The organism is Escherichia sp. MOD1-EC6300 (genome assembly GCF_002965045.1).
GTDB lineage: Bacteria > Pseudomonadota > Gammaproteobacteria > Enterobacterales > Enterobacteriaceae > Escherichia > Escherichia coli_F.
In genome coordinates, this window is sequence record NZ_PTRH01000003.1 from 379096 (window position 1) to 398408 (window position 19313).

A 19313-nucleotide genomic window follows, 5' to 3' on the forward strand; every position below is an offset into this window, starting at 1 on the left:
CGTAAGACGTTGGGGAGACTAAGGCAGCCAGATGGCTGCCTTTTTTACAGGTGTTATTCAGAATTGATACGTGCCGGTAATGCTGAAATTACGCGGTGCGCCGTAGACGATAGAACCTTCCACGTTGGTATCGTAGGTTTTGTCGAACAGGTTATTGACGTTCCCCTGTAACGAGAAGTTTTTCGTCACCTGGTAGCGGGTGAAGAGATCCACCAGCGCGTAGCTACCTTGCTCGGCGCGGAAGGTGCCATACGGTGTCACGGTGTCGGTATACACGCGATTTTGCCAGTTAACACCACCGCCGACCGTCAACTCTGGCATGACAGGTAACCGATAGCTGGTGAACATTTTAACCGTGGTGCGTGGCAGATTAGGATTAACGGCGTTTCCTTCGTTATCTTCTGCAATATAGCGCGTTGCGCCAAACGTCAGCTGCCAGTTGTCGGTAATTGCGCCGTTGAGTTCAAATTCCACACCTTTACTGACTGTCCCATCCACCGCTTTATAGGCGGTTTCGCCGTTGCTGCCGGGGATAGGTGTACCGGTGGACTGAGCGACATTATCCTGCTCAATACGGAAGATGGCTAACGTGGTGGTCAGACGGCTATTCATCCAGTCCGATTTCAGACCCAGCTCGTAGTTGTTACCGGTGATTGGAGCCAGATATTTGCCTGAACTGTCACGATCATTTTGCGGCTGGAAAATAGAGGTATAGCTGGCGTAGGTCGACCAGTTGTCATTAATGTCAAACACCAGACCAGCATAAGGCGTGGTGTGGTTTTTCTCCATGCTGTAAGTCAGCGTATCAACCCGCCAGTTGGTATAACGTGCGCCAAGGATCAGATGCAGCGGATCGGCAAGGGTGACACGAGTGGCAGCATATAACGATTTCATATGTGTGGTATCGTCCTGCGCCAGACTCTGTGGTGACCAGTCGGTTTGTGGGAAATTGCCATTAAAGTTGTAGAAACTGCCAATTTCATCCGGGAAGATGTTGGCCCATGAACTGAAGTAACGATTGTTTTGTTTGCTGTAACTGCCACCAAACATGAGATTGTGCTGACGACCAAACAATTCATAACTACCGTCAGCGAACAAATCCAGCGCATCAACTTTACGTTTGCCGCTGTTCCAACCGGTGCCGCCGACATAATCAAAGCCAGGTCCATAATTACTGTATGGCCCAACCAGCATACCATCCGCTTTGTTTACATAGGCATCGACATACATCATTTTGCTGTCAAATTCGACTTCGGAGTGGGTGGCATTCAGTGTCGCTTGCCAGGTATCAGCAAACCGCTGCTTCAGGGTCATAAAGACCTTGTTGATCTCTTTATCGTTGTACGCCCAGTCAGGTGCGGTACTGCGTGCGCGATCGTAACTGTTGCTGCTGCCATCAGTATTCCAGCGCGGTAAACCGCCCCAGGTTGGGCTATTAACATCAATGCGCTGATATTCGTAACCGCCTGAAAGCGTCGTAAGATCGCCTAAATCAGCATCGACAATGCCGGAGAAGAAGGTCTTTTCACTGTTGTAGCGGTCCAGCCATGAGTCGTTATTCTGGTAGCCGCCGACAATTCGCGCGCGGATTTTACCATCTTCGGTGAGTGGACTTTGTAAATCCGCTACATACCGTTCTTTGTTCCAGCTACCGTATTCTGCCGAGACATCGCCTTTAAATTCACGACTGGTCGCGTGTTTTCGAACCATATTAATTGCCGCAGATGGATTACCCGTACCGGTCATGAGTCCTGTCGCGCCACGCACTACTTCTACGCGTTCAAACAGTGCCATATCAGAAAGTGCGTCGCCCAGATTCCAGCGCGATTCAAAATAGGTGGGGATACCATCAACCATATAGTTATCGATCTGGAATCCGCGGGAATAATAAAGAGCACGATCGGAATCCGCCTGACTTTTGCTGATCCCCAGCGTGTTTTCCATCACTTCGCCCAGCGTTTGTAACTGCTGATCTTCCATCCGCTGCTGACTAACAATAGTGACCGACTGAGGAATATCACGTTGAGTCATCTGCATTTTGGTACCCGCAGAGGTAGACGTTACGCTGTAATCATTTTCGTCATCAACTGGAGTAGTGGCGGAACCCTCAACAATCACCGTTTCTTCAGTGGCTGGTGCAGCAAAAGCGGCGGAAGGTAAGAGTGCCAGTGCTATGCAACCGGCGAGTAGTGACGGTTTGGAGGTGGTTTGATGTTGATTATCCCTGTTAAATTGTGTTGAAAGCATTTGAAATCTCTTGGTTTATGTTGTCGTCAGGCTCATGCCGGAGGAGGATGATGAGCGGTTATATATAGTGTGCGAATAATTTTGCATGTAAATGCAAATGAGAAATATACGCATTCATATTTGGCGTGTAAACCAAACAGAGAATGTCTTTTCAGCGAATTCGCAGGCAGAAATGGGAATAATGACGATATATACGGCAGTAAAACGATTTTTTGCTTAAGAAATCGTGAGTTAAGGTTGAAAGAGCAGGTTTAACTCGACCATACTCTATACTCGCAGTATGGCGCGGCGTAGCATGGCGCAACGCATGGCTATTTGAAAAAGGAAAATGTCGTGGCAGAAGAAACTATATTTAGCAAAATTATTCGTCGTGAGATCCCCTCCGATATCGTCTACCAGGATGATCTGGTAACGGCGTTTCGCGATATTTCGCCGCAAGCGCCAACGCATATTCTGATCATTCCAAATATCCTCATTCCGACTGTGAACGACGTGTCTGCTGAGCATGAGCAGGCGCTGGGACGCATGATCACCGTAGCGGCAAAAATTGCTGAGCAAGAAGGTATTGCCGAAGATGGCTATCGTCTGATCATGAACACCAATCGCCATGGCGGACAAGAGGTGTATCACATCCATATGCACTTGTTGGGTGGCCGTCCGCTGGGACCAATGCTGGCGCATAAAGGTCTGTAACGATGAGAAAAGGATGCTTTGGGCTGGTGTCTCTGGCGTTGTTAGTGCTGGTGGGCTGTCGTTCACATCCGGAAATTCCGGTGAATGATGAGCAATCGCTGGTGATGGAGTCATCTTTATTGGCTGCGGGCATCAGTGCAGAAAAGCCCGTCCTTTCAACGTCTGATATTCAACCTTCAGCATCCTCAACGCTTTATAACGAAAGGCAAGAACCCGTTACCGTTCATTATCGTTTTTACTGGTATGACGCCAGAGGACTTGAGATGCATCCTCTGGAAACGCCACGCAGCGTTACCATTCCCGCACATTCGGCGGTAACGCTATACGGCAGCGCCAATTTTCTGGGGGCGCACAAAGTCAGACTTTATCTATATTTGTAAGGGGTGAATCTTGATGATAAAAATGAGTCGCTACGCTTTGATTGCCGCGCTGGCGATGTTTCTCGCCGGGTGTGTGGGGCAACGTGAACCTGCACCGGTAGAAGAAGTGAAACCAGCGCCGGAACAACCTGCCGAGCCACAACAGCCTGTGCCCACAGTGCCCTCGGTGCCGACGATCCCGCAGCAGCCAGGGCCAATTGAGCATGAAGATCAAACCGCACCGCCTGCGCCGCATATTCGCCATTATGACTGGAATGGCGCAATGCAGCCGATGGTCAGTAAGATGCTTGGGGCTGACGGCGTGACTGCGGGTAGCGTCCTGCTGGTTGATAGCGTCAACAACCGTACTAACGGTTCGCTGAATGCCGCAGAAGCGACCGAAACGCTGCGAAATGCGCTGGCTAATAACGGTAAATTTACCCTGGTTTCCGCCCAGCAACTGTCGATGGCTAAGCAACAGTTAGGTTTGTCGCCGCAGGACAGTTTAGGCACCCGTAGTAAAGCCATAGGCATTGCCCGCAACGTCGGTGCTCATTACGTGCTGTACTCCAGCGCCTCTGGCAACGTTAACGCTCCGACCCTACAAATGCAGCTAATGCTGGTGCAGACGGGCGAAATTATCTGGTCAGGTAAAGGTGCCGTTTCGCAGCAATAATCCCATCACGCGCGACGAATTGCTGTCGCGCTTTTTCCCGCAATTTCATCCCGTCACGACGTTTAATAGTGGGCTTAGCGGCGGGAGTTTTCTCATTGAACATCAGGGCCAGCGTTTTGTTGTGCGTCAGCCGCACGATCCTGATGCGCCGCGGTTCGCGTTCTTGCGCCAGTATCGGGCTTTATCACAACTACCCGCATGCATTGCACCGAAGCCGCATTTATATCTCCGTGACTGGATGGTGGTCGACTATCTGCCCGGCGAGGTAAAAACGCATTTGCCGGATACCAACGAACTGGCAGGCTTGCTGTATTATCTACATCAACAGCCGCGTTTTGGCTGGCGAATAACGCTGCTGCCGTTACTGGAACTGTACTGGCAGCAAAGCGATCCGGTGCGGCGGACAGCGGGTTGGCTGCGAATGTTAAAACGTCTCCGCAAAGCGCGGGAACCACAGCCTTTACGCTTGTGTCCATTGCATATGGATATCCACGCCGGAAATTTAGTGCATAGCGCGTCAGGATTAAAACTTATCGACTGGGAGTATGCCGGAGATGGTGATATCGCGCTGGAACTGGCGGCGGTGTGGGTGGAAAATACTGACCAGCATCGGCGATTGGTTAATGACTATGCCGCGCGCGCGAAGATTAATCCGGCGCAATTATGGCATCAGGTCAGGCGATGGTTTCCCTGGCTGCTGATGCTCAAAGCTGGGTGGTTTGAGTACCGCTGGCGACAAACCGGCGATCAACAATTTATCAGGCTTGCCGATGACACCTGGCGGCAGCTATCAATAAAACAATAAGGAGAGCAGTGTGGGTCCAGTAATGTTGGATGTCGAAGGTTACGAACTGGACGCGGAAGAGCGTGAAATACTGGCGCATCCGCTGGTAGGAGGGCTGATTCTCTTTACGCGTAACTATCACGATCCTGCCCAGTTACGCGAACTGGTGCGCCAGATCCGTGCAGCTTCGCGCAATCATCTGGTGGTGGCGGTGGATCAGGAAGGTGGGCGTGTGCAGCGTTTTCGTGAAGGTTTTACCCGCTTGCCAGCGGCACAGTCATTCGCTGCGCTGTTGGGAATGGAAGAAGGTGGAAAACTGGCGCAAGAGGCCGGTTGGCTCATGGCCTGCGAAATGATTGCTATGGATATTGATATCAGCTTTGCGCCAGTGCTGGACGTCGGGCACACAAGCGCGGCGATTGGCGAGCGTTCTTATCATGCCGATCCCGAAAAAGCCCTGGCAATGGCCAGCCGCTTTATTGATGGCATGCATGAAGCCGGAATGAAAACCACCGGTAAACACTTCCCTGGGCATGGTGCGGTAACGGCAGACTCACACAAAGAGACGCCGCGTGACCCTCGTCCACAAGCGGAAATTCGTGCCAAGGATATGTCGGTATTCAGCGCATTAATCCGTGAAAATAAACTCGACGCCATTATGCCTGCGCATGTGATCTACAGTGATGTCGATCCGCGTCCTGCGAGCGGTTCTCCCCACTGGCTGAAAACCGTTTTACGCCAGGAACTGGGTTTTGACGGCGTGATTTTCTCCGACGATTTATCGATGGAAGGTGCCGCGATTATGGGCAGTTATGCCGAACGCGGGCAGGCATCACTGGATGCGGGTTGCGATATGATCCTGGTCTGCAATAATCGTAAAGGGGCCGTCAGCGTGTTAGATAATCTGTCACCGATCAAGGCAGAACGTGTTACACGTTTGTATCATAAAGGTTCATTTTCGCGACAGGAACTGATGGACTCGGCTCGCTGGAAAGAGATCAGCGCCCGTCTGAATCAGTTACATGAACGCTGGCAGGAAGAGAAAGCAGGTCACTAACCCTGGCTTATGTGAGGAAGCGATGATTATCTATTTACACGGTTTTGACTCTAACAGTCCGGGTAACCACGAGAAAGTCTTACAATTGCAGTTTATTGACCCGGATGTACGCTTGATAAGCTACAGTACGCGGCATCCGAAACATGATATGCAGCATCTGCTCAAAGAAGTGGACAAAATGCTGCAACTAAACGTCGATGAGCGTCCGCTGATATGCGGCGTTGGTCTGGGCGGATACTGGGCGGAGCGAATTGGTTTTCTTTGCGATATCCGCCAGGTGATCTTCAATCCTAATTTGTTCCCTTATGAGAACATGGAAGGCAAGATTGATCGCCCGGAAGAGTATGCCGATATTGCCACTAAGTGTGTGACCAACTTCCGCGAGAAGAATCGCGATCGCTGTCTGGTGATTTTGTCGCGTAACGATGAAGCGCTTAACAGCCAGCGGACATCTGAAGAGTTGCATCATTATTACGAGATTGTCTGGGACGAAGAGCAGACGCACAAATTCAAGAATATCTCCCCGCATTTGCAGCGCATTAAAGCGTTCAAAACCCTCGGTTAAATGCCCTCGTCGCATCAGGTAACCTTGCTGATACCTGATGCGTTCCAGATTCTGTAAATTCTGTAGGTCGGATAGGGCGTTCACGCCGCATCCGACACTGGCAATGTGCCTGATGCGACGCCGCTCGCGTCTTATCAGGCCTACCAAACGCCCTCCATATACGTCTCACCCTCCTGAATTCGTTTAAATAATAAACAATAAGCTGTATTTTTTGATCTCATCCGGTAAATCAGCCTATCTTTTCAGCAACAAAACTTGATTAACATCAATTTTGGTATGACCAATGCACCATTCATGTTATTCTCAATAACGAAGAACATTTTCATTGCTGTAACCTGTTGTTAATTAAGAGCTATATTAATAACCATTAGTTAACAATTGGTTAATAAATTTAAGGGGGTCACGTTGACTACGCCATTGAAAAAAATTGTGATTGTCGGCGGCGGTGCTGGTGGGCTGGAAATGGCGACACAGCTGGGACATAAGCTGGGACGCAAGAAAAAAGCCAAAATTACGCTGGTCGATCGTAACCACAGCCACTTGTGGAAACCGCTGCTGCACGAAGTGGCGACTGGCTCGCTTGATGAAGGCGTCGATGCGTTGAGCTATCTGGCCCATGCGCGCAATCATGGTTTCCAGTTCCAGCTGGGTTCCGTCATTGATATCGATCGTGAAGCGAAAACAATCACTATTGCAGAACTGCGCGACGAGAAAGGTGAACTGCTGGTTCCGGAACGTAAAATCGCCTATGACACCCTGGTAATGGCGTTGGGCAGCACCTCTAACGATTTCAATACGCCAGGAGTCAAAGAGAACTGCATTTTCCTCGATAACCCGCATCAGGCGCGTCGTTTCCATCAGGAGATGCTGAATCTGTTCCTGAAATACTCCGCCAACCTGGGCGCGAATGGTAAAGTGAACATTGCGATTGTCGGCGGCGGCGCGACGGGTGTAGAACTCTCCGCAGAATTGCACAACGCGGTCAAGCAACTGCACAGCTATGGTTACAAAGGCCTGACCAACGAAGCCCTGAACGTAACACTGGTAGAAGCGGGCGAACGTATTTTGCCTGCATTACCGCCACGTATCTCTGCTGCGGCCCATAATGAGTTAACGAAACTTGGCGTTCGCGTGCTGACGCAAACCATGGTCACCAGTGCTGATGAAGGCGGCCTGCACACTAAAGATGGTGAATATATTGAGGCTGATCTGATGGTGTGGGCAGCCGGGATCAAAGCGCCAGACTTCCTGAAAGATATCGGTGGTCTTGAAACCAACCGTATCAACCAGCTGGTGGTGGAACCGACGCTGCAAACCACTCGCGATCCAGACATATACGCTATTGGCGACTGCGCGTCATGCCCGCGTCCGGAAGGGGGCTTTGTTCCGCCGCGTGCGCAGGCCGCACACCAGATGGCAACCTGCGCAATGAACAACATTCTGGCGCAGATGAACGGTAAGCCGCTGAAAAATTATCAGTATAAAGATCACGGTTCTCTGGTATCGCTGTCGAACTTCTCCACCGTCGGTAGCCTGATGGGTAACCTGACGCGCGGCTCAATGATGATTGAAGGACGAATTGCGCGCTTTGTATACATCTCGCTATACAGAATGCATCAGATTGCGCTGCATGGTTACTTTAAAACCGGATTAATGATGCTGGTGGGGAGTATTAACCGCGTTATCCGTCCACGTTTGAAGTTGCATTAATCGGCTTGTACTGGCGGATGCGGCGTAAACGCCTTATCCGCCCTGGACAAATGGTACGAGCGGTAGGCCTGATAAGACGCGTTAAGCGTCGCATCAGGCATTCCTTCAGACTCCTCCGAATCCCTAAGTATTTCCAGCCATTCCCGCGCTTTTCATCTTCTGTCTGATAGCTGCTTTTCTCCTTCACTTGCATGATTGGCATAACAGCAAAGAAGGAGGTGTTCCCGTGAATAAATCAATGTTGGCGGGTATGGGGATTGGTGTCGCAGCTGCGTTGGGCGTAGCGGCAGTGGCCAGTCTGAACGTGTTTGAACGTGGCCCGCAATACGCTCAGGTTGTTTCTGCAACCCCAATCAAGGAAACGGTTAAAACACCGCGTCAGGAGTGTCGCAACGTCACAGTGACCCATCGTCGACCGGTGCAGGATGAAAATCGCATTACCGGGTCGGTGCTCGGCGCTGTTGCTGGCGGCGTGATAGGGCATCAGTTTGGCGGTGGTCGCGGTAAAGATGTCGCCACTGTTGTGGGGGCGCTGGGAGGTGGCTATGCCGGTAACCAGATCCAGGGCTCTCTCCAGGAAAGCGATACTTACACGACTACGCAACAGCGTTGTAAAACGGTGTATGACAAGTCAGAAAAAATGCTCGGTTATGATGTGACCTATAAGATTGGCGATCAGCAGGGCAAAATCCGCATGGACCGCGATCCGGGTACGCAGATCCCGTTAGATGGCAACGGGCAACTGATTTTGAATAACAAAGTATAACAAGGCTGTATTCTGCAATTTAGCCCCCCATTCGCTCAGGCTGAGGGGCTTTTTTTTGCGCCTTATTTCACCAGTTCGGGCCATAAACGCAAAGTCGTTCGGGCAATCTGCATCAGTTTTTCCAGCGATGCACCTTCGCGTGCGCTGATCGACATCCCCTGAATAATACAATTAAGGAATTCAGCCAGATGCGTCACATCACAGTGGGTCGGGATTTCCCCGCGCGCTTGTCGTTGACATAAAAACTGCTGCAAAGTGCGCTCTTGCATCGCATGGCGTGATTTCAGCGTATTGGCGATATCTCCGGAATCCGGGGAGAGGGTGGTGCAGTTGTTGATCATAAAGCAGCCAGCCGGGGTGTCTTTGCTGGTAAAGCAGTTGGCGATGGCAGCAAAATAGTCAGCCAGCGCAGACTCCACGCTTTTCTCTTCACAAAACAGCTGTGCTTCATGCTTAGCGGCAAAACGATCGATATAGCGGTCGAGTACGGCGCGGAATAACCCCTCTTTGTTGGTAAATTCCGCGTATAGCGTGGGCGCTTTGGCTCCGGTCGCTTCGACGAGGTCCGCAAGAGAAGTCGCTTCATAACCGTGCTGCCAGAACAATTTCATGGCCTTATCAAGCGCGGCATCCCTGTCGAACACTTTTGGGCGGCCACGGCTTTTTTTTACACATTGTGTTGAGTCAGTTGCCATGATGCCGTTGTACCTGGTGACTGTGAATGAAAGGTTATTATAAAAATAATCACCTCCGTTCACCAGTCCACAAACCATAAAAATAATTGCTTTCTATTTAACTGAAATTTAAAGATTTTTAAATTAATTAATGATTGTTATAAAAAATATCTTGTATGTGATCCAGATCACATCTATCATTTAGTTATCGATCGTTAAGTAATTGCTTGCGACGTCATTCATCTGCATAAGGCCACTATTATGAAAAACGTAAAAACCCTCATCGCTGCGGCGATTTTAAGCTCAATGTCATTTGCCAGCTTTGCGGCTGTCGAAGTTCAGTCAACGCCAGAAGGCCAACAAAAAGTCGGTACTATCAGTGCTAACGCGGGGACAAATCTGGGATCGCTGGAAGAGCAGCTGGCGCAAAAAGCGGATGAGATGGGCGCAAAATCTTTCCGTATTACTTCTGTAACCGGTCCGAATACCCTCCATGGAACAGCAGTAATTTATAAATAAGCATTAACCCTCATTAATGCCTGCTACTGCTGATTTTTTTCCCCGCGACATGCCGTGTCGCGGGGATTTTTTTATCCAGGATTTACAAAGTTTGTGGGCTCACTTGATGACGGCGGACATCCACCGGCATCCCGGAACGGACATCCATCACATGCTGCATCACTTCAGCGTCAGTTTGCGCTGCATCTTTAAATGATTGCATTGCGCTATTCAGTGTAATTGGCAGCAGCTGCGGATCGTCATCAATCTTCTCTGACAGCGGTTGATGTACTTCAACCAGACGCGCACCGTCTGGTTCGGCAGAGACTTTAATCGGGGTGTTGATGATATTCACTTTGGTACCTGGGGTGACCTGGCTAAAGAGTGTTTTGATATCGTCATCCCGCAGACGAATACAGCCAGAACTTACCCGCATGCCAATGCCGAAATCGGCGTTCGTACCGTGAAGCAAATAAACACCGCCATAGGCCGCCAGACGAATCGCATGATGGCCCATTGGGTTATCCGGTCCAGCCGGAACTACCGCAGGCAACTCAATTCCCTGTGCCTTATACCGCGCGCGAATGTTTGCCGTTGGCGTCCAGGTTGGGTTTGCACGCTTGTCAGAAACGGTGGTCACCATTGTCGGTGTCAGCGTGTCACCACCCAACTGACCAATGCCGATGGGATACACGGTTACCGAATTTTTACCCGGCGGGTAGTAATAGAGACGCAGTTCCGCAATATTGATCACAATGCCTTCGCGCGGCGCATCTGGAAGTAGGGTTTGCAACGGGATCGTTAACACGCTACCCGCGCGCGGCACGTAAGGATCAACGCCGGGGTTGGCCTGTAACAGAGCGAGAAAGCCGACATTATATTTTTTGGCGATGGCTTCCAGAGAACCACCGTCATTTTCCACCACATGAAATTTGTTTTCGCCAACCAGACGACTGCCTGCTGGCGGCAGCGGCCAGGTGTTGGCTTTTACCGGTAGCGCCAGCGCCACGGCAGCGGCGAACGTAAAAAACGTTAGCCAGCGAGAAAAACGCGTTTTGATCATCACCAAAAATCCATAATAAATATAAGGTTATTGTAATAAACAGATAAGCCTGAATTATGGATGGTGACAGTGTCGGATAGTGCAGGGAAGTGCAAATAATTTGTAAATGTTGGATATGGGGGCGCAGAAACGCCCCCGATTTACCATTAAGCGATCGCGTTCTCTTCCAGTTCACGCATAAACTGGCGAATCCATTCGATACGCGTTTTCCGCTCGCTCAAATCCTGAATAAACTTCAGGCGCGTCGGACCATCAAGGCGGTAATGCTGTGGCTGTTTTTGCAGCAAACCAATCAACCAGGCCGGATTAACGTGATTCTTCTCGGCAAATTCGATCACCCCACCTTTCTCATTACCTTCCAGCTTCCTGATCCCCAGTTTCTGCGCTTGCTGACGCAGACGGGCAATATCCAGCAGGGTACGCGCCGGATCCGGCAGCAGGCCGAAGCGATCGATAAGCTCGACTTTGATCTCTTCCAGTTCGTTTTCCGTTTTGGCGCTGGCAATACGTTTATAGAACGACAAACGCGTATTCACGTCAGGAATGAAATCATCTGGTAATAGCGACGGCATCCGCAGCTCGACTTCCGTTTGCTGGCTAGTGAGATCTTCCAGCGACGGCTCGCGTCCGGCTTTCAGCGCATCGACGGCGTTTTCCAGCAACTCCATATACAGCGAGAAACCGATAGTTTCCATTGAGCCGCTTTGTTCTTCGCCAAGCAGTTCACCCGCGCCGCGAATCTCCAGATCGTGCGTTGCCAGCGCAAAACCTGCACCGAGATCTTCCAGCGAGGCAATCGCTTCAAGACGTTTTTGCGCATCGGTAGTCATCGCTTTTGGATGCGGCGTCAGCAGCCATGCATATGCCTGATGATGCGAACGTCCGACGCGACCGCGCAACTGATGCAGCTGCGCCAGACCGAAGTGATCCGCCCGCTCGATGATAATGGTGTTGGCAGTCGGGATATCGATCCCGGTTTCGATAATGGTGGTACAAACCAGCACGTTGAAACGTTGATGATGGAAATCATTCATCACCCGTTCCAGTTCGCGCTCGCGCATCTGCCCGTGACCGATGGCGATCCGCGCCTCTGGCACCAGCTCCGCCAGTCGTTCGGCAGCTTTCTGGATGTTTTCCACATCATTGTAGAGATAATAAACCTGTCCCCCGCGCAAAATTTCACGCAGGATCGCCTCCCGGACCACCAGACTGTCATACTCACGGACAAAGGTTTTAACTGCCAGACGACGGGCAGGCGGCGTAGCGATAATCGACAGATCGCGCATTCCGCTCATTGCCATATTCAGCGTACGTGGGATCGGCGTTGCGGTAAGTGTCAGAATATCCACGTTCGCCCGCATCGCTTTGATGCGCTCTTTATGACGCACCCCGAAGCGGTGTTCTTCATCGACAATCAGCAGACCTAAATCTTTAAACTTGACGTCATTTTGCAGCAGTTTGTGCGTACCGATCAGAATATCGATTTTCCCTTCCGCCACTTCCGCAAGGATTTGCGTCTGCTCTTTGGCGCTGCGGAAACGGGAGATCATTTCGATGCGTACCGGCCAGTTGGCGAAACGGTCGCGGAAGTTGTCGTAATGCTGCTGCGCGAGAAGGGTGGTAGGCACCAGCACCGCCACCTGCTTGTGGTTATCTACCGCCAGGAACGCGGCGCGCATCGCGACTTCAGTTTTACCAAAGCCAACATCACCGCACACCAGACGATCCATCGCCAGCGGCTGACACATATCGCTAAGCACTGCATTAATGGCTTGCGCCTGATCCGGCGTGGTTTCAAACGGGAAGCTGTCGCAGAACAATTGATATTGTTCACGATCGTGTTTAAACGCGAAGCCCTCTTTGGCGGCGCGTTGCGCGTAGATATCCAGCAATTCCGCCGCCACATCACGCACTTTTTCCGCCGCTTTCTGCCGCGCCCGCGACCACGCATCACCGCCAAGTTTATGCAGCGGGGCGTTTTCTTCCGCGCCACCGGCGTAACGGCTAATCAGATGCAGTGATGACACCGGAACATACAGTTTGGCGTCGTTGGCATAGGTGAGCATCAGGTACTCGCCAGTAATGCCGCCCGCTTCCAGCGTGGTCATTCCTGCATAGCGCCCGACGCCGTGCTCCAGATGGACCACCGGCTGACCAATATGCAGCTCCGCAAGGTTACGGATCAGTGTATCGGGGTTGATGGCGCGGCGAGAATCCTGACGACGACGGGCAACGCGTTCACCGAGCAGATCGCTTTCGCAAATCAGCGCCAGATTACGTACCGTATCGACAAAACCATGTTCGGCAGCGCCAATCATCAGATAACGCCCACGGTCGTTGGCTTCATCAAGACGCATAATGCGTTGAGGAGCAATTTTAATTCGCGCGAGCAGTTCACCCAGCGCTTCACGGCGACCTTCACTTTCTACCGAGAACACCACCGGACCGTCGAAAGACTCGAGGAACTTACGCAGCGCATCCAGCGGCGCTTTTTGTTGTGCCTGAACGGCCAGGTCTGGCAGCTTCTGGAAACCTAAATTGGCATTCGCTGCTTTTGTCGGTAAATGTTCAGTTTTTAGCTGCACACGCGGCCAGTTTTTTAGCTCTGAAAAGAGCTCGTCTACCCGCAGCCAGAGCGATTGTGGTGGCAACAGTGGACGCATCGGATCGACGCCGCGATTTTCAAAACGCGCCAGCGTGTCAGCCTGGAAACGTTCGGCACTGTTTTCCAGATCGCCAGTATTCACCAACAGCGTATTGGCAGGGAAATAACTGAACAGTGGCGGCAGCGGTTCGCTGAAGAATAGCGGCTGCCAGTACTCGATCCCGGCAGGTAATGTGCCTTTACTCACTTGCTGATAAATATGTTCCGGGTCGCGCTTCACTTCGAAGGTATCGCGCCACTGGCTGCGGAACAGTTCAATTGCCGCTTTATCTGTCGGAAATTCGTGCGCGGGCAGCAGATTGATGGCTTCTACTTCCTCCAGCGTACGCTGGCTGTCAACGTCAAATACGCGCAGGCTATCGATTTCATCATCAAAAAAATCAAGACGATAAGGCAAGTCGCTGCCCATCGGGAAAAGATCCAGCAACGCGCCGCGCGTGGCGTATTCGCCGTGCTCCATAACCTGGTCAACATGGCGATAACCGGCACTGTCCAGTTGCGTACGTAAGGCATCACGAGATAACCGCTGACCTTTTTTCATCATCAGCGCGTGGCCGTGGAGGAAACTGTGCGGGCAAACGCGCTGCATAAGCGTATTCACCGGAACAATCAGTACGCCACGCTGCATCGTTGGTAGCTGGTAAAGAGTGGAAAGGCGTGAGGAGATAATGTCCTGATGAGGCGAAAAACTGTCGTAGGGAAGGGTTTCCCAGTCCGCCAGATTCATCACCATCTGATCGGTAAACTGGCTGATTTCATCATGCAAACGCAGGGCATTTTGCATATCTGGTGCAATAAGTACCACCGGACCGGCGTGACGTTCGGCAATTTCCGCTACCAGCGTCGCGCAGGCAGCGCCAGTTAACTCGCCCAGCAGACGCTGCTCACCCGCTTTGACGGGCAGCGTATAACGATATTGTTCAGGCATAACGGTTGTCAGATTCTCGTTAGGATATGCCTCAACATATGGGGGCATATCTCTGATAAGCAATGCTGTTCATTATCCGTAATCGACATGGTTTAGCAAATTGAATCGCCCCGGCTGGGGCGATGGCTTAGCGGGAGTAACTGACGGCAGCGGGCAGAGAAGGCGGGGAGAACAACAGATCGCTGAATGCGCGCTGTGAAAGTTTTCTTACCAGCAAGCCCGCAACAGTACAAATCAACAAACTGACAAAGGGGTAAACCAGCAGGAGCGTCAGTTCGACTTGCGGCGACCAGCGTGCCGCGTTCATTTGCGGAATCAGGCTTAAGCTGAATATTTCTACCAGTATGCGATGGGTGGTGTAGATAGCAATGGTGTTGGAGCCAATCACATTCAGCAGGCTGGTGGGGCGCATACCGAAACGTTGCTCGTACTGATAAAACAGTTTCATGATCACCACAATCGATACCAGCGACAACAGCAGCGAGATAGTAAACAACCAGGCACCGACCGCCAGAACAGCCAGCAAAGAAGCCATCAGCAGATGGCGGCGCAACGGCACCTCTTTAACACAGGTCATTAATGTTGCGCCAAACCATGCGCCAAGGCTGTAATAAGGCAAATTGCGGATCACACTGTTCATTCCCCACCACGGTGTGGGTACGAAATTAACCGCCACACTCATCAGTACAAACAGAACAAATAACGGCAGGGCCAGGCGGTTAAAAATTTTACATATCACGAAATAGACAATTAAAGCATACAGATACCACAAGCTGGTGCTGGCGGTGATCATTCCGTGCAGGAACTCATCGGTAGAATCGGCATAAGCGGCATTGGAGGCATTACTTAAATTGCGCTCAGGTGCCAGCCACTGATTTAGTGCACTTATCGCCAGCCACTGCACTACGCCCCAAAGTGCCAGCACCCAGAAGATGCTCCAGATGCGTTTATCGAGACAATTTCCCCATGGCACGCTATCGATATAGCGGCGAATCAAATAGCCAGAAATAAAGAAAAAAACCGGCATACGAAAGGGGGCAAGGTAAAGATTGAAATAGATCCAGCATTTGCTCAGGACTTCCGATAACGGATGCTGAAAAGTGGTCAGATGCGGATAAAAGGTAATGACCGAGTGATAAATCACTACAAGACAAATACATAACCCTTTGATCTGGTTAATCCATAGCTCTTTTTGTTTCATCAGGACAACACGCTCTTTTTTAATTTACATGCGGTTGATCCTGCGGGTTATGACCCGAGGTGTAATGGGTATCTGTCTGTATTGGATGATTTTTCAGATTAAGATCAGGCGGCAAGATTGATGATAAAACATGGCAATTTAGCCGATTGATTTACGGGGACTTTTCAGATTAGCCCTGACGATCACTTACAGTTCAGACGTTTACCCATCTTGCTTTCGCTTATATACTCGTGTCTTTGCTAACAGCAACCAGACGGATTTCATGTACCAACCTGTCGCTCTATTTATTGGCCTGCGTTACATGCGTGGGCGTGCAGCGGATCGCTTCGGTCGCTTCGTCTCCTGGCTTTCTACCATCGGCATTACCCTCGGGGTGATGGCGCTGGTCACAGTATTGTCAGTGATGAACGGCTTTGAGCGCGAGCTGCAAAACAACATCCTTGGCCTGATGCCACAGGCAATTCTCTCTTCTGAGCATGGCTCTCTTAACCCGCAGCAACTCCCGGAAACGGCAGTCAAACTGGACGGCGTTAATCGCGTCGCACCTATTACTACCGGTGATGTGGTACTGCAAAGCGCGCGCAGCGTGGCGGTCGGGGTGATGCTGGGTATCGATCCGGCGCAAAAAGATCCACTCACGCCGTATCTGGTCAATGTGAAACAAGCTGATCTCGAACCGGGGAAATATAATGTCATTCTCGGCGAACAACTTGCCTCACAGTTGGGCGTCAATCGCGGTGATCAAATCCGCGTGATGGTGCCATCTGCCAGCCAGTTCACGCCGATGGGGCGTATTCCAAGCCAGCGCCTGTTCAATGTGATTGGCACTTTCGCCGCCAACAGTGAAGTCGATGGCTATGAAATGCTGGTGAATATTGAGGATGCCTCGCGTCTGATGCGTTATCCGGCAGGCAATATCACTGGCTGGCGTTTGTGGCTGGATGAGCCGCTGAAAGTTGATTCTTTAAGCCAGCAAAAACTGCCTGAAGGCAGCAAATGGCAGGACTGGCGTGATCGTAAAGGCGAGCTATTCCAGGCCGTACGCATGGAAAAAAATATGATGGGCTTGCTGCTGAGCCTGATTGTTGCCGTAGCGGCGTTTAACATTATTACCTCGCTAGGGCTGATGGTGATGGAGAAGCAGGGCGAAGTAGCGATCCTGCAAACGCAAGGCTTAACTCCGCGACAAATCATGATGGTCTTTATGGTGCAAGGGGCCAGCGCCGGGATTATCGGTGCGATCCTCGGAGCGGCGCTTGGTGCACTGCTTGCCAGCCAGTTGAATAATCTGATGCCGATAATCGGCGTCCTGCTTGATGGCGCGGCACTGCCAGTCGCTATCGAACCTTTACAGGTCATTGTTATTGCGCTGGTGGCGATGGCTATCGCGCTGCTGTCTACGCTTTACCCTTCATGGCGCGCTGCCGCCACTCAACCCGCTGAGGCTTTACGTTATGAATAAGATCCTGTTGCAATGCGACAACCTGTGCAAACGCTATCAGGAAGGCAGTGTGCAAACCGATGTACTGCACAATGTCAGTTTCAGCGTCGGCGAAGGTGAAATGATGGCGATCGTCGGTAGCTCTGGTTCTGGTAAAAGTACCTTGCTGCACCTGCTGGGCGGGCTGGATACGCCAACCTCCGGCGATGTGGTTTTTAATGGTCAGCCGATGAGCAAACTGTCGTCGGCGGCGAAAGCAGAACTGCGCAACCAGAAGCTGGGCTTTATTTATCAGTTTCACCACCTGCTGCCGGATTTTACCGCCCTGGAAAACGTGGCTATGCCGCTGTTGATTGGCAGGAAAAAGCCCGCTGAAATCAACAGCCGTGCGCTGGAGATGTTAAAAGCGGTGGGGCTGGAGCATCGTGCGAATCACCGCCCATCTGAACTTTCTGGCGGCGAACGCCAGCGTGTGGCGATTGCCCGTGCGCTGGTCAATAACCCGCGGCTGGTACTGGCGGATGAACCTACTGGTAACCTCGATGCACGTAACGCCGACAGCATCTTCCAGTTGCTTGGGGAATTGAATCGCTTGCAGGGCACCGCCTTCCTGGTGGTTACTCACGACCTGCAACTGGCGAAACGTATGAGCCGCCAACTGGAAATGCGTGATGGACGTCTGACGGCGGAACTGAGCCTGATGGGAGCGGAGTAATGGCGATGCCTTTATCGTTATTGATTGGCCTGCGTTTTAGTCGCGGACGGCGGCGCGGCGGTATGGTGTCGCTGATCTCCGTCATTTCTACCATTGGCATTGCCCTCGGCGTGGCGGTATTGATTGTCGGCTTAAGCGCGATGAACGGCTTTGAACGCGAACTGAATAACCGCATTCTGGCGGTGGTGCCGCATGGCGAAATTGAGGCGGTGGATCAGCCGTGGACTAACTGGCAAGAAGCCCTGGATAACGTGCAAAAAGTGCCGGGTATTGCCGCTGCCGCGCCGTATATCAATTTCACCGGGCTGGTGGAAAGTGGTGCCAATCTGCGCGCAATTCAGGTCAAGGGCGTTAACCCGCAACAGGAACAGCGTTTGAGCGCATTACCCTCGTTTGTCCAGGACGATGCGTGGAGCAATTTTAAAGCAGGCGAACAGCAAATTATCATCGGCAAAGGCGTGGCGGATGCGCTGAAAGTGAAGCAGGGCGATTGGGTGTCGATTATGATCCCCAACTCGAATCCCGAGCATAAACTGATGCAGCCAAAACGCGTGCGTTTGCACGTTGCCGGTATTTTGCAGTTGAGTGGCCAACTCGATCACAGTTTTGCCATGATCCCGCTGGCGGATGCCCAGCAATATCTTGATATGGGTTCCAGCGTGTCAGGTATTGCCCTTAAAATGACGGATGTTTTCAACGCCAATAAGCTGGTACGCGATGCGGGTGAAGTGACCAACAGCTATGTTTATATTAAAAGCTGGATTGGTACTTACGGCTATATGTATCGCGATATCCAGATGATCCGCGCCATTATGTATCTGGCGATGGTACTGGTGATTGGCGTGGCCTGTTTCAACATCGTCTCTACCTTAGTGATGGCGGTGAAAGACAAGAGTGGCGATATCGCCGTATTAAGAACGCTGGGGGCGAAAGACGGTTTAATTCGCGCCATCTTTGTCTGGTATGGATTACTGGCAGGGCTGTTCGGCAGCCTGTGTGGGGTGATTATCGGCGTGGTGGTTTCACTGCAACTTACCCCGATTATTGAGTGGATTGAAAAGCTGATCGGTCATCAGTTCCTCTCCAGCGATATCTATTTTATTGACTTCCTGCCATCGGAATTGCACTGGCTGGACGTCTTCTACGTACTGGTCACAGCATTGTTGCTGAGTCTTTTGGCAAGTTGGTATCCGGCGCGGCGCGCCAGTAATATTGACCCTGCGCGAGTCCTTAGCGGCCAGTAAAGGCAGTACATTAAAACAAGGAGCGGC

The 19313-nt window shown here is 51.4% G+C and carries 17 protein-coding genes; 12 read left to right on the forward strand and 5 right to left on the reverse strand.

Translation table 11 applies throughout. The features are described 5' to 3' along the window. Positions 1–57: 57 nt before the first annotated feature. Positions 58–2247 carry a ferric-rhodotorulic acid/ferric-coprogen receptor FhuE gene (fhuE, locus tag BGE37_RS06890; protein ID WP_105287898.1) on the reverse strand — a complete coding sequence of 730 codons (2190 nt, stop codon included), beginning with the start codon at positions 2245–2247 and terminating at the stop codon, positions 58–60. Positions 2248–2580: 333 nt separating this feature from the next. Here fhuE and hinT point away from each other — a divergent pair, with 333 nt between their 5' ends. The 8 genes from hinT (at position 2581) to BGE37_RS06935 (ending at position 8857) form a co-directional block, all read left to right on the forward strand. Beyond that, the gene (gene hinT / locus BGE37_RS06895; RefSeq protein WP_000807125.1) at positions 2581–2940 is read left to right on the forward strand and encodes a purine nucleoside phosphoramidase; all 360 of its coding nucleotides are present in this window, start codon (positions 2581–2583) and stop codon (positions 2938–2940) included. Between the two features lie 2 nt (positions 2941–2942). Continuing rightward, a complete protein-coding gene (locus BGE37_RS06900) occupies positions 2943–3320 on the forward strand; it encodes a YcfL family protein (RefSeq protein WP_001225293.1) in 378 nt (125 codons plus the stop codon). Between the two features lie 13 nt (positions 3321–3333). Beyond that, complete coding sequence (lpoB, locus tag BGE37_RS06905; RefSeq protein WP_000594311.1) at positions 3334–3975, forward strand: penicillin-binding protein activator LpoB; 642 nt, start codon at positions 3334–3336, stop codon at positions 3973–3975. Continuing rightward, the gene (gene thiK, locus BGE37_RS06910) at positions 3956–4780 is read left to right on the forward strand and encodes a thiamine kinase (protein ID WP_105277125.1); all 825 of its coding nucleotides are present in this window, start codon (positions 3956–3958) and stop codon (positions 4778–4780) included. The genes lpoB and thiK overlap by 20 nt, the downstream gene beginning before the upstream one ends. 10 nt (positions 4781–4790) lie before the next feature. Then, a complete protein-coding gene (nagZ, locus tag BGE37_RS06915; RefSeq protein WP_105277126.1) occupies positions 4791–5816 on the forward strand; it encodes a beta-N-acetylhexosaminidase in 1026 nt (341 codons plus the stop codon). A gap of 22 nt (positions 5817–5838) precedes the next feature. After that, positions 5839–6381, forward strand: a complete 543-nt coding sequence (ycfP, locus tag BGE37_RS06920; RefSeq protein ID WP_000587933.1) for an alpha/beta hydrolase YcfP — start codon at positions 5839–5841, stop codon at positions 6379–6381. A 405-nt stretch (positions 6382–6786) separates the two neighbouring features. Next, on the forward strand, positions 6787–8091 hold the full coding sequence (ndh, locus tag BGE37_RS06925) for an NADH-quinone dehydrogenase (protein WP_000211045.1): 1305 nt from the start codon (positions 6787–6789) through the stop codon (positions 8089–8091). 226 nt (positions 8092–8317) lie between these two features. Next, positions 8318–8857: a glycine zipper 2TM domain-containing protein gene (locus BGE37_RS06935; protein ID WP_001043462.1), complete on the forward strand. Its 540-nt coding sequence runs from the start codon at positions 8318–8320 to the stop codon at positions 8855–8857. A gap of 62 nt (positions 8858–8919) precedes the next feature. Here the strand turns inward: BGE37_RS06935 and comR are convergent, their stop codons facing one another. Next, positions 8920–9552, reverse strand: a complete 633-nt coding sequence (gene comR / locus BGE37_RS06940) for a TetR family copper-responsive transcriptional repressor ComR (protein ID WP_001356845.1) — start codon at positions 9550–9552, stop codon at positions 8920–8922. A gap of 240 nt (positions 9553–9792) precedes the next feature. Between comR and bhsA the strand changes: the two genes are divergently transcribed. Then, positions 9793–10050 carry a multiple stress resistance protein BhsA gene (gene bhsA, locus BGE37_RS06945; RefSeq protein ID WP_000800153.1) on the forward strand — a complete coding sequence of 86 codons (258 nt, stop codon included), beginning with the start codon at positions 9793–9795 and terminating at the stop codon, positions 10048–10050. 82 nt (positions 10051–10132) lie between these two features. Here the strand turns inward: bhsA and ldtC are convergent, their stop codons facing one another. The 3 genes from ldtC to BGE37_RS06960 all read right to left on the reverse strand — a co-directional run bounded on the left by ldtC (position 10133) and on the right by BGE37_RS06960 (position 15886). Then, positions 10133–11095: a L,D-transpeptidase LdtC gene (ldtC, locus tag BGE37_RS06950; protein WP_105277127.1), complete on the reverse strand. Its 963-nt coding sequence runs from the start codon at positions 11093–11095 to the stop codon at positions 10133–10135. Positions 11096–11238: 143 nt separating this feature from the next. Continuing rightward, entirely contained in the window at positions 11239–14685 is a 3447-nt protein-coding gene (gene mfd, locus BGE37_RS06955; protein WP_105277128.1) for a transcription-repair coupling factor, read from the reverse strand. 127 nt (positions 14686–14812) lie between these two features. Beyond that, positions 14813–15886, reverse strand: coding sequence for an acyltransferase family protein (locus BGE37_RS06960; protein WP_105277129.1), 1074 nt, complete (start codon positions 15884–15886; stop codon positions 14813–14815). A gap of 262 nt (positions 15887–16148) precedes the next feature. On the opposite strand from BGE37_RS06960, the gene lolC reads away from it, so the two are divergent. The 3 genes from lolC to lolE are packed head-to-tail and all read left to right on the forward strand — an operon-like array spanning position 16149 to position 19286. Beyond that, positions 16149–17348 carry a lipoprotein-releasing ABC transporter permease subunit LolC gene (lolC, locus tag BGE37_RS06965; protein ID WP_000284708.1) on the forward strand — a complete coding sequence of 400 codons (1200 nt, stop codon included), beginning with the start codon at positions 16149–16151 and terminating at the stop codon, positions 17346–17348. Next, positions 17341–18042 carry a lipoprotein-releasing ABC transporter ATP-binding protein LolD gene (gene lolD, locus BGE37_RS06970; protein ID WP_105287899.1) on the forward strand — a complete coding sequence of 234 codons (702 nt, stop codon included), beginning with the start codon at positions 17341–17343 and terminating at the stop codon, positions 18040–18042. The genes lolC and lolD overlap by 8 nt, the downstream gene beginning before the upstream one ends. Continuing rightward, the gene (lolE, locus tag BGE37_RS06975) at positions 18042–19286 is read left to right on the forward strand and encodes a lipoprotein-releasing ABC transporter permease subunit LolE (protein ID WP_001251354.1); all 1245 of its coding nucleotides are present in this window, start codon (positions 18042–18044) and stop codon (positions 19284–19286) included. The genes lolD and lolE overlap by 1 nt, the downstream gene beginning before the upstream one ends. Positions 19287–19313: the final 27 nt, after the last annotated feature.

Excerpts from the sequence above, each read along its gene's own strand:
- fhuE (WP_105287898.1), bottom strand. The coding sequence starts at position 2,247 with ATGCTTTCAACACAATTTAACAGGGATAATCAACATCAAACCACCTCC.
- BGE37_RS06900 (WP_001225293.1), top strand. The coding sequence starts at position 2,943 with ATGAGAAAAGGATGCTTTGGGCTGGTGTCTCTGGCGTTGTTAGTGCTG.
- lpoB (WP_000594311.1), top strand. The coding sequence starts at position 3,334 with ATGATAAAAATGAGTCGCTACGCTTTGATTGCCGCGCTGGCGATGTTT.
- ycfP (WP_000587933.1), top strand. The coding sequence starts at position 5,839 with ATGATTATCTATTTACACGGTTTTGACTCTAACAGTCCGGGTAACCAC.
- comR (WP_001356845.1), bottom strand. The coding sequence starts at position 9,552 with ATGGCAACTGACTCAACACAATGTGTAAAAAAAAGCCGTGGCCGCCCA.
- bhsA (WP_000800153.1), top strand. The coding sequence starts at position 9,793 with ATGAAAAACGTAAAAACCCTCATCGCTGCGGCGATTTTAAGCTCAATG.
- mfd (WP_105277128.1), bottom strand. The coding sequence starts at position 14,685 with ATGCCTGAACAATATCGTTATACGCTGCCCGTCAAAGCGGGTGAGCAG.
- BGE37_RS06960 (WP_105277129.1), bottom strand. The coding sequence starts at position 15,886 with ATGAAACAAAAAGAGCTATGGATTAACCAGATCAAAGGGTTATGTATT.
- lolC (WP_000284708.1), top strand. The coding sequence starts at position 16,149 with ATGTACCAACCTGTCGCTCTATTTATTGGCCTGCGTTACATGCGTGGG.
- lolD (WP_105287899.1), top strand. The coding sequence starts at position 17,341 with ATGAATAAGATCCTGTTGCAATGCGACAACCTGTGCAAACGCTATCAG.
- lolE (WP_001251354.1), top strand. The coding sequence starts at position 18,042 with ATGGCGATGCCTTTATCGTTATTGATTGGCCTGCGTTTTAGTCGCGGA.